Here is a 10,752-nt window from a genome sequence, read left to right as displayed (position 1 = left end):
GACTCGATTGGTGACAAACGTCCCCGAGCCTTGTTTACGAATTAATAAGCCTTCTTCGACCAAGCCATCGATGGCTTTGCGCACGGTGATGCGTGAAACGTTGAGCTCTTCGGCCAAGTCGCGCTCGGGCGGCAGCGCGTCGTCGGCGCCGAGCACGCGGTTGTCGATGGCGAGTCGCAGCTTGCGCTGCAGCTGCTGATACAGCGGCAGGGAGCTGGCTTCGTCGAGTGGCTGAAGATGCTCGGACAGCGGCGTCAAAGCTCTCTCCTCGGGGATGAATTTGGACTGTTGTAGTGCATTTATGGGCTGCCCCAGTGGCTCACACGATGCCATTGGAATACTACCAATGCAATACCACTGTACTGGTGGTCCTGCCGTGACCCATTGATAACTGGCTGTATGTGCTTTGAAAATTGATCTGAAAAACAAATGGTATTGACGGGGCTTGGCATTTTGCTCGGACTGGTACTATATTGGATCCATATTGGTCCGGTCCAAAACACAACCAAGGGGTGAGGGAGCGTATGAACAAGAGAAGCACGACTCTGATCGGCGCCGCGGTCACGCTGGCATTGTTCCAACAGGCTGCGGTCGCGCAAACGCAATCCACAGGAGGGGCTGAGATCGAGGAGGTTGTCGTCTCGGGCATTCGCGGCAGCTTGCGCGAAGCCGTGGAGACCAAGCGCGAGTCCAGCGCCATCGTCGACGCCATTTCCGCCGAGGACATGGGCAAGTTCCCGGACAAGAACGCGGCCGAATCCTTGTCGCACGTGCCGGGCATCACCATCGACCGCCAGTTCGGTCAGGGCGAGCGCGTCAGCATTCGCGGCACCGATCCGTCGCTCAATCGCACTCTGCTCAATGGCCAGACGGTGGCGTCCGCCGACTGGTTCATCCTGGATTCGCCGGGCCGCACGTTCAACTACACGCTGCTGGCGCCCGAGATCGTCGAGCGCATCGAGGTCTATAAGAGCCCCGAGGCGCGCATCGATGAAGGCAGCATCGGCGGCACGGTGATTCTGCAGACTCGTCGGCCCATCGACTTGCCGGCCGGTACGCTGCGTACTTCGCTCGACTACGCCTACAACGATCGCGCTGAAGACGGCTCGCCGAATTATTCGGCGCTGTACAGCTGGAAGAACGATGCCGACACGCTCGGTATCTTGATTACCGCGCTCAAGTCGGAAGAACAGCTGACTCGTCACGGCATCGAAACTTTCAGCTATCCGAGCGCGCTCGCGGCCGGTTTCCCGGCGGCGTCGGTCGGCAACGATCCGTCGGTGGTGTTTCCCAACGCCATCAACTCCGCGTTGTTCAAGCAGGAGCGCAAACGCACCAGCGGCACGCTCGGCGTACAGTTGAAGCCCAGCGATAGTTTCGAGTTGAACCTCACCGGCTTGTACGTCAAGGCCGAGTACGACAACTTCAACCAGAGCCGTTACGCCTTCATCGGCCATCCGTTGTCCGCGCCGAACGCCACCAACGTGCAAGTCACGAACGGTCTCGTGACCAGCGCCGACTTCACCGACGGCCTGACCCTGCTCGACGCCATCTCACGTCGTTCGGAAGTCGAAACGTATGCAGTCGATCTGAAAGCCGACTGGCGCGGTGATGGTTGGACCAGCAGCGCCACCATCGGCACGACCGAAGCGGACGGCGGCACTCAGCAGCAGTATTTCCTCGAGTACGAAGCGCTGGGTGGCTTTAGCTACAACATTGGCAACGAGCGCGCGTCCATGACGTTCGACAACGATCCGTCGAATCCGGCGTCGCTGCCGGGCATCGGCTTCGGTCAGTCACGCCAGCAGCCCACGCACGACGAAGAACAGTATGTGCAGGCGGACTTCACTCGCGAGTTGAAGTGGGGCCCCATCAATCAGTGGCGCGCCGGTGTGAAATATCGCGAGCACCAAACCGACCAGCAAGCACGCTTGGCCAACATCAACCCGAGCGCTTTCGCGGGTCAATCATTGACCAATTTCAACGGCGGTCTCACGCCGGGCAACATGCTCGACGGCGCTGATACCAGCAACGACCTGGAAAACTGGGTCACGGTGAATCGTGGCGCGTTGGAAAGCTTCGTGCGTGGCGCGCCGTTGCGCAATCCATTCACGCTCGCGGCGGTGACAGGGGCTCTGCCTGCGTTCCCGGCAGCTGCCTTCAGCGTGGAAGAAGAAATCACCAGCGCTTACACCCAGTTCGATTTCAACGGCCAGGGCTTCCGCGGCAACATCGGTCTGCGTTACGTGATGACCGATCAAACCAGCAACGGTTCGACGGCGCAGGGTGCGGCGGGCAACTTCGTGCCCAACTCGGTCTCCAAGGATTACAACGATTGGTTGCCGAGCTTCAATTTCGCGTTCGATCTTTCCGACGACGTGATCTTGCGCATGGCTGCGTCTCGCACCATGGCTCGCGCCAACTTCTCCGATCTGGCGTCGTTCCTGGAATTGCTGGACACGGTGAACTCGGGCAATGGCGGCAACCCGGATCTGGATCCGTACCGCGCCAGTAACTTCGACGTGTCGGCGGAATGGTACTTGGGCGACGAAGGCCTGTTGGCGCTGACGTTCTTCTATAAGGACATTCGTTCGTTCATCGTGCGCCAGGCGGCGGATGAAGATCATTTCAACATCCTCACCGGCCAGGTCGAGACTTACAGCGTCTCTCGTCCGCGCAACGGCTCGGGTGGCGAGATCCAGGGCTCGGAGCTGACTTATCAGACCCGGCTGTGGGGTGACTTCGGCCTGCAGGCGAACTACACCTACGCCGATGGCAGTACGGATGAAGGTTTGCAGATTCCGTTCAGCTCCAAGCACACCATCAATCTCACGCCTTACTACGACAACGGCACCATCAATGCCCGCCTGACCTATGGCTGGCGGTCGAAGTATTTTCGTGAGATCGGCCGCAATGGCCAGGCTGTTACCAACGACGAGTACGCCCAGCTGGACGCCTCGTTCGGTTGGCGGGTGACCGAGCATATCGAGCTGACGGCCCAGGTGCTGAATATGCTGGACGAGACCCACTACGAGTACGCCGGCGAGGAAAGCAGACTGCTGAACCTCTATAAGAACGGCCGCCGGTACTTCGCAGGAGTACGATTCGCCCTGTAATCGTTCAGGCCGGGTTGCGGACTGATCCGTCCGCAGCCTGGCCTGCGCAGGGCTCGTGCCCATCCGAGTCGGCGGTCGTCGCTGCGGCCGCCCTTTGCCGGCAAGATTCAAGCATGACGCACAAATGCAGGGTCGCTGGGAAACGCGTTGCCATTGGGCTGCTGGCGGTGTTCGCATTGGCTAGCTGTGATGGTGCTAGGAAACGCGCAGCGGTGCCGACGAGTGCGCCGATCGCAATCATTCCTCAGCCGCGCAATATCCAACCGGGTGATGGCGTCTTTGTGCTCACGCCCGAGACTCGGCTGGAGTTCGGTGACGGCGCCGAAGGCGAGCGGGTCAGTCGTTATTTCATCGATCTAGTCCAACAAACCTATGGCGTCGGCTTGGGTGCTGGCGGCAATGCCCCCGGTAAAAACGTCATTCGTTTCGATCTCACGGCCGGCGAGAGCGCGGCGGGTGTAGAAGGCTATTCGTTGGTTTCCTCCCCCAGACGAATCGTCGTCTCCGCGGCTGACTCTCGCGGCCTTTTCTACGGCGCGGTGACGTTGTGGCAATTGTTGTCGCGCTATGAAGAAGGGTTCGTGGTGCCCGTCGTCACCATCGAAGACTGGCCCAAGTTCGGCTGGCGCGGCCTGATGCTGGACTCGGCGCGGCACTATCAACCGCCCCAGTTCATTCGCAAGTTCATCGATGTGATGGCGCTGCATAAATTGAATGTGCTGCATTGGCATCTCACCGACGATCAAGCCTGGCGCTTGGAAATCAAAAAATATCCACGCCTGACCGAGATCGGCGCGTGGCGTGTACCTGCCGGGCAAGCACCAGCGGCCGACATCGATCCGGCCGCGGGCAAGCCCAGACTCTATGGCGGCTTTTATTCGCAGGAGAATGTGCGGGACATCGTGGCCTACGCGATGTCCCGCGGCATCACCGTCGTGCCTGAGATCGATATGCCCGGGCACGCGAGTGCCGCCATCGCGGCTTATCCAGAACTCGGCGTGTTGGAGAAGCCGTCGGCGCAAGTGCCGGCGGACTGGGGCATCTATCCCAATCTGTTCAATGCCGAGGAGTCGACCTTTCGATTCCTGGAAGACGTGCTGGATGAAGTCGTCAGCTTGTTTCCCAGCCAATACATTCATGTCGGCGGTGACGAGGCGGTGAAGGATCAATGGAAAGCGTCCAAGCGCATTCAGACGCGCATCCGCGAGCTGGGCGTCAAGGATGAGCATGAGTTGCAGAGCTACTTCGTTCGGCGGCTGGAAACGTTTTTGGCCAGCAAGCAGCGGCGGCTCATCGGCTGGGATGAAATTCTCGAAGGCGGTTTGGCGCCGAATGCCACCGTGATGTCGTGGCGCGGGCTCAAAGGGGCGGTGGCAGCGGCGTCGGCGGGGCACGATACGGTGTTATCACCTTGGCCGACGTTGTACTTCGACAATCGTCCTTACGATGTGGCGAGCCCACCGGGGCGGGGTCGCATCGTCTCTGTGGAAGAGGTGTACGCCTTCGATCCAGCGCCGGCTGCCATTGAGGAGGCACAGCGCAAACACATCCTCGGTGTGCAGGCGAATGTTTGGGTCGAGCACATTCGCACGCCTGATCGCGTCGAGTTCATGACCTTCCCGAAGGCGGCGGCACTCGCTGAGGTGGCGTGGTCGCCTGCGAAAGATTGGGCTGGATTCTCTGCGCGGCTGCCGGCGCAGTTGGAACGTTATAAGGCGCTCAACGTTCGTTATGCCGAGGCGCCTCCGGCTCGGGCTTTGGATCCGCGGCGACGTAACAGTCATGAGTTGGCGTTGTGCAGTGACAAGATTCCTTTGTCGTTGGAGGACGATGCGCCGATTGCCGGCGAGCGCGCGGTCTTTCTGGTCGACGTGATGCAGCCTTGCTGGCTGTTCAAGGAGGCGGATTTGAGCGGGATCGATTCGCTGGTCGCGTCGGTGGGGCAGGTGCCGTTCAATTATCAGATTGGCGATGACGTGAAGCAGATTGTGTTGCGCAAGCCGGCGACTGCTTCAGGTGAGCTGGAAGTGCGGGTGGATGGTTGTGCTGGCGAGCGGATCGCAGTGTTGCCGCTGGCGCCGGCGGTGGACAACTTTGCTGTCAGCGAGTTGCCGTCTGTGCCTTTTGAGCCGAGGGAGGGCAAGCATGATTTGTGTTTCATGTTTACTCAGAAGCAGTTGGATCCCATTTGGGTGATCGACTCCATCGAGCTGCGCTCGGGCGCCTCGGCGAGGCCGGAATGAGCGGTTCTGCCAATGCTGGCGTGCTTGCTGTTTTCGGTGGGAAGTCATGCTGACGCTTCATTCGCCGTTGCGGGGCTGGTGCTCGTCGCTCGACGAGACGCCGGATGAAGTTTTTGCTCAGCGGCTGCTGGGGGATGGCGTTGCCATCGATCCTATTGGCGATACGTTGCATGCGCCTTGCGACGGCGAGGTCGTTTCGATTGCTTCGTCCAAGCATGCTGTCGCTATACGCGCCGACAACGGCGCTGAGATTCTTCTGCACGTTGGGATCGATACGGTTGCGCTGGGCGGCGTTGGATTTGAATCTCTCGTGCAGGCCGGCGATCGCGTGCGGCGTGGGCAGGCGTTGTTGAAGTTCGATCTCGATGTGTTGGCGGGTGGGGCTAAGAGTTTGCTGACGCCGCTGTTGATTACCAACGGCGAGCGGTTTTCGATTGCTAATGTTTGCGCTGGTGCCAGTGTGGATGTTGGTGATGTCTTGTTCGATGTGGTTGCTGTTGACGGCGAAATTGCCGCGGCTATCGATGGCTCATCCCAGGAGCAAACGCTAGGCTTCGTCGTTCCGTTGGAACACGGCATTCACGCGCGCCCGGCTGCGCTGATTGCCAACTTCGCCAAGGCTCAGAGTTCGGAGATCACAGTCTCTGCTCACGGTCGCCATGCAAACGCACGCAGCGCTGTCTCCTTGATGGCGCTCGGCGTCAAGCACGGCGACGAGATGACCATCTCCGCTCGCGGGCCGTCCGCTCTCGCTGCGCTCGAGCAGCTGAAGCAACTGGTGCTGGGAATTCGAGAGGCGCCGCATGCCGCTCCGATTTCTGCGAAGCCTGGCGCGTTGTCGCCTGGCGGCGCACGCGACGGTGGTTCGCTTCGAGCAGCTCAGGACATGGCTCAACTCGCCGCGTCCGCACGCCGCGGAGTAGTAGGCGATGCCGGCACCGTGCATGCGGGCTTCGGAGTGTCGGGGCGTAGCGAGGGTGATGCGGGCGGCGAGCGCGCTGTCGGAATGTTGCCGGGCGCGGCGATCAATCGGCTGCGAGGCGTCATCGCGAGTCGCGGTCTCGCTGTAGGACGCGCCGTCACTCTGAAGGTCGAGGAGATTGCAGTTGTTGAGGCTGGCCGAGGCATCGGGCACGAGAGCGCGGAGTTCGAGCGGGCGAGGGATGTTGTTCGCACTCGGCTGAATCAACTTGCTGAGCACTCGCAGGGCGCAGCCAAGGAAGTCATCACCGCTCACTTGGAATTCATCGACGACTGGGAACTGGTCGCCTCTGCTCGTCGCGCAATCTCTCGGGGCAAGAGCGCTGCCTTCGCCTGGCGGCGGGCTGTGCGAGACAGTGCAGACACTTTACGTGCACTCGGCGATCCTCGGATGTCCGAGCGAGTCGATGACCTGATCGACTTGGAATCACAAGTGCTGCTGGCGTTGAGCGGTGAAGCGCCGGTCTCGATTCCAATGTTGCCGGATCGCGCCATCCTAGTCGCCGAAGATCTGAAACCCTCCCAGCTCGTCTCGCTAGACGCAACCAAGCTCACAGGCATCTGCCTCGCTGGCGGCGGTCCGACGTCGCACGTGGCGATACTCGCGGCAGCGATGGGAGTGCCAGCGTTGGTGGCGCTCGGGCCGGCCGTGCTGTCAGTTGAAGATGGCGCCTGGCTCGTGCTCGACACCGAGCAGGGCGCTCTGACCATCTCCCCTGATCAAACTGCTCTCGCCGCTGCCGAACAAACATTGACTCAGCGTCGGCAGCGTCAACAAAGCGAACGGGCGGCGGCTCATATCGATTGCCGAACCGCGGACGGCGAGCGCATCGAGGTGTTCGCCAATCTGGGATCTGTCGCAGAAGCTCAAGTGGCCGTTGCTCACGGTGCAGAAGGTTGCGGATTACTCCGCACCGAGTTCCTGTTCCTAGATCGAGACTCGCCGCCGAGCGAAGAGGAACAGCTACAACAGTACCAAGGAATCGCTCAGGCGCTTGAACACCGCCCGCTGGTGATTCGCACCTTGGACATTGGCGGCGATAAGCCCATTCCTTATCTGCCATTGCCCGCCGAAGAGAATCCGGCGCTGGGTTTGCGCGGTGTGCGAACCAGTCTCTGGCGGCCGGATCTGCTGCGAGTTCAGCTGCGAGCTATTTTAAGAGTACGGCCAGTCGAGCAATGTCGCGTGCTCCTGCCGATGATCACAGACCCGGCGGAGATTCGCGCCGTGCGTCGCATGCTTGATGAAGTGCGCAAGGAGTTGGGAGTCGCTCAGCTGCTTCAAGTGGGGGCGATGATCGAGACGCCGGCGTCAGCTGTGATTGCTGGGCGGATTGCGCGGGAAGTGGATTTTCTTTCCATCGGAACCAACGATCTCACGCAGTACACGTTGGCGATGGATCGAGGCCATGCGGAGTTGGCTCATCGCATCGATGGCTTGCACCCGGCGGTGTTGAACTTGATTGCGATGACGGTGGATGCGGCGGATGAGCATCACAAGCTCGTGGCTGTCTGTGGCGGACTGGCTTCGGAGCCGGCAGCCGTGCCGATTCTGATTGGCTTGGGAGTACGAGAACTCTCCGTCGTGCCGACGCTAGTGCCGCAGCTGAAGAGCTTGATCAGAACGTTGACCGTCGAAGCCTGTCGCGAGCTGGCTCAGCGTGCTCTAACTATGGACACAGCCGAAGCCGTACGCGCACTCGCCAACGATGCGATGGCGCCAGCGCGCGGCCTGCAGCCGGCCGATTGAATGGCCGACGCAGCACATAGCCTCATGCGCCGTGGATAACGGTGGGAGAGTTTAGGTGAAACACATGATTACCGGTCTGCAGTCCGTCGGCCGAGCGCTGATGCTGCCAATCGCGGTGCTGCCGGTCGCAGCGCTACTACTCCGCTTAGGACAGCCTGACTTGCTAGACATCCCGGCCATCGCCGCCGCGGGCGACGCGATCTTTTCCAATCTAGGGTTGTTGTTCGCAATCGGTGTCGCGGTCGGTTTGGCCAAAGAGAATCACGGTGCAGCGGGGCTGGCGAGTGTGGTCGGCTATCTAGTCACAACCAAAGGTGCCGAAGTCCTCATCGCAGTCCCGCCCGAAGTCACCGCCCAACTCGCCGGACAAGCTCGCGACTTTGCCATGGCCGCCTTCCGCGAACGTGAACTCGCGAAGCTCAGCGTACCGGCAGGCTTGCTCAACGGCTTAATCGCAGGTTGGCTCTACAACAAATACAGCGACATCCGCCTCCCAGCCTATCTAGCCTTCTTCGGCGGAAGACGTTTCGTGCCGATCGCCAGCGGTACGGCGGGCATCGTGCTCGCACTGGCATTCGGGTTCGGTTGGCCGGTGCTCGAAAGCGGCATGGACACAGCCAGCGAAGCGGTGCTGGCCTCCGACTCCTTCGGTCTGTTCGCGTACGGCGTATTGAACCGTGTGCTGATCGTCACCGGCCTGCATCACATCTTGAACAACATGGCTTGGTTCCTGCTCGGCGACTATCAAGGCGTCACCGGCGACTTGAAACGTTTCTTCGCTGGCGACCCAACCGCGGGCGCTTTCATGTCCGGTTTCTTCCCGGTGATGATGTTCGGCTTGCCGGCCGCCTGCTTGGCCATGTATCGAACCGCGGCACCGGAGCGGCGCAAAGCTGTGGGCGGCATGTTGTTCTCGATGGCGCTTACGTCGTTCCTCACCGGCGTGACCGAGCCCATCGAGTTCACTTTCATGTTTCTCGCGCCCGTGCTCTACGGCATTCACGCTGCACTGACAGGCGCTGCGATGGCGATCATGGACCTGCTCAACATCCGCATCGGCTTCGGCTTCTCCGCCGGTCTGTTCGACTACGTGTTGAATTTCTCGCAGGCCACGCAACCGCTGTGGCTCGTACCCATCGGTCTAATCTACTTCGCGCTGTATTACGGGCTGTTCCGATTCTTCATCGTGCGCTTCAACCTGGCGACGCCCGGCCGTGAAATCGAGGATGTGAATTCGACAACCGGCGAAGCGACGACGCAAGACGATTCCGTGCAAGGCTGGATTCGTGCGCTCGGTGGGGCAGGCAACTTAGTCGCCGTCGATGCCTGCACGACACGACTTCGCCTCTCCATCGCCGATCAGAAGCTCGTCAACGAAGCTGCGCTCAAATCGCTGGGCGCGCGCGGGCTCGTGCGCCCGTCACAGCAAACATTGCAGGTGGTGGTCGGTCCGATCGCCGATCAGTTGGCCTCATCGATTCGTCATGGCCTCAAGCTGCCCGCCAGCTTAGGCACGCAAGCGGCAACGCCAACGACGACCAATGTCGGTGCGCCCAGCGCCGTCTCTGCACCGAACTTGCTCCAATTGCTGGGCGGTGCCGATAACATTCGTGAGTTGCGTGCAGCCGCCAGTCGTCTTTGCATCACGCTTCGCGACGGGGCGGCCGTCTCGGACGACCTCAACAAACTTGCCGGCGTTCGCGGCGTCGCGCGGCCTGCTGCTAATAGTCTGCACATCATCGTCGGCCCTGCCGCCCCGCGGCTGCTCACTGAGCTGAGCCAGCTGCGCTAACCGAAGTCCGCCCCAACGTTGCGTCGGGCGCAACAAATTGCGTAATCGCATCTGCTTGTACCCGCATGCGATGCGCGCATCCTATGGTCAGGCAACGCTGCTGGCCAACGACTTCGGTCAACAAAAAACGATGGGGTACATCATGCAACTGCCAACTCGATTCAAGCGATCCGCGCGACGGGGTCTGCCGGCCCTTTGTTTGTTAGCTGCAACGGCGCAGTCGCAGGATGCACAAGATGCCAAAGAACCTTCCATCGACGAAGTCGTGGTGACTGCGCAACGTCGCTCCGAGTCCATCCAGGACGTGCCCATTGCCATCACTGCGGTGGGTGAGCAGACGTTGCGCGATCAGAACGTCAAAGGCATCGAGGACTACTTTGCATTGACGCCGAACGTCAGCTTCCGTAGCGACGGTTCGCGGGATCGCAAAGACCTGAGCATGCGCGGCATCAGTAACCAATTGAATCAATACGCGAACGTGCGGCCGGCCACGTATGCGTTCTATATCGATGAGTTCAATGTGGTGGCCGGCACCAGCAATCCGCAAATCGTCGACCTGGAGCGGATCGAGGTGTTGCGCGGCCCGCAGGGCACGTACTTCGGCCGCAATGCCGTCGGCGGCGCCATCAACGTCATCACCAAGAAGCCCACCAACGAGTGGTACGGCGAGATCGGGCTCGACTACAGCAGCCACGACACGCGCGCCGGGCATGGCGTCGTGAATATTCCGATTGTGGACGGCGTTTTCGCAATCCGTGCGTCCGGCCAGATCGAGGAGTCGGACGGCTGGATCAAGAACATCAATCCCGTCGGCGGCGGCAACGATTCCGACTACAAGACCGGCCGCATTCAGGCCCGCCTGACGCCGAA

The 10,752-nt window shown here is 60.8% G+C and carries 6 protein-coding genes; 5 read left to right on the top strand and 1 reads right to left on the bottom strand.

Annotated elements, in window-relative coordinates; all coding sequences use genetic code 11:
• Positions 1 to 258 (bottom strand): GntR family transcriptional regulator (locus JNL55_RS21130; RefSeq protein ID WP_293858435.1); only part of this gene is annotated, 258 nt, incomplete at its 3' end.
• Positions 259 to 524: 266 nt separating this feature from the next.
• Here JNL55_RS21130 and JNL55_RS21125 point away from each other — a divergent pair.
• The 5 genes from JNL55_RS21125 to JNL55_RS21105 form a co-directional block, all read left to right on the top strand.
• Positions 525 to 3,116 carry a TonB-dependent receptor gene (locus JNL55_RS21125; RefSeq protein ID WP_293858432.1) on the top strand — a complete coding sequence of 864 codons (2,592 nt, stop codon included), beginning with the start codon at positions 525 to 527 and terminating at the stop codon, positions 3,114 to 3,116.
• A 212-nt stretch (positions 3,117 to 3,328) separates the two neighbouring features.
• Positions 3,329 to 5,359 (top strand): family 20 glycosylhydrolase, encoded by a 2,031-nt coding sequence (locus JNL55_RS21120; RefSeq protein WP_293858429.1) that lies wholly within the window; start codon positions 3,329 to 3,331, stop codon positions 5,357 to 5,359.
• 46 nt (positions 5,360 to 5,405) lie between these two features.
• Entirely contained in the window at positions 5,406 to 8,090 is a 2,685-nt protein-coding gene (gene ptsP, locus JNL55_RS21115; protein ID WP_293858426.1) for a phosphoenolpyruvate--protein phosphotransferase, read from the top strand.
• Between the two features lie 64 nt (positions 8,091 to 8,154).
• Positions 8,155 to 9,882, top strand: coding sequence for an N-acetylglucosamine-specific PTS transporter subunit IIBC (gene nagE, locus JNL55_RS21110; RefSeq protein WP_293858438.1), 1,728 nt, complete (start codon positions 8,155 to 8,157; stop codon positions 9,880 to 9,882).
• A gap of 70 nt (positions 9,883 to 9,952) precedes the next feature.
• Positions 9,953 to 10,752: TonB-dependent receptor plug domain-containing protein (locus JNL55_RS21105; RefSeq protein WP_293858423.1), on the top strand; the 800-nt coding region annotated here is incomplete at its 3' end.

The sequence above is a fragment of the Steroidobacter sp. genome, assembly GCF_016790065.1.
Classification (GTDB): domain Bacteria; phylum Pseudomonadota; class Gammaproteobacteria; order Steroidobacterales; family Steroidobacteraceae; genus Steroidobacter.
This window is presented reverse-complemented; position numbering and strand designations above follow the sequence as displayed.

Excerpts from the sequence above, each read along its gene's own strand:
- nagE (WP_293858438.1), top strand. The coding sequence starts at position 8,155 with ATGATTACCGGTCTGCAGTCCGTCGGCCGAGCGCTGATGCTGCCAATC.
- JNL55_RS21125 (WP_293858432.1), top strand. The coding sequence starts at position 525 with ATGAACAAGAGAAGCACGACTCTGATCGGCGCCGCGGTCACGCTGGCA.
- ptsP (WP_293858426.1), top strand. The coding sequence starts at position 5,406 with ATGCTGACGCTTCATTCGCCGTTGCGGGGCTGGTGCTCGTCGCTCGAC.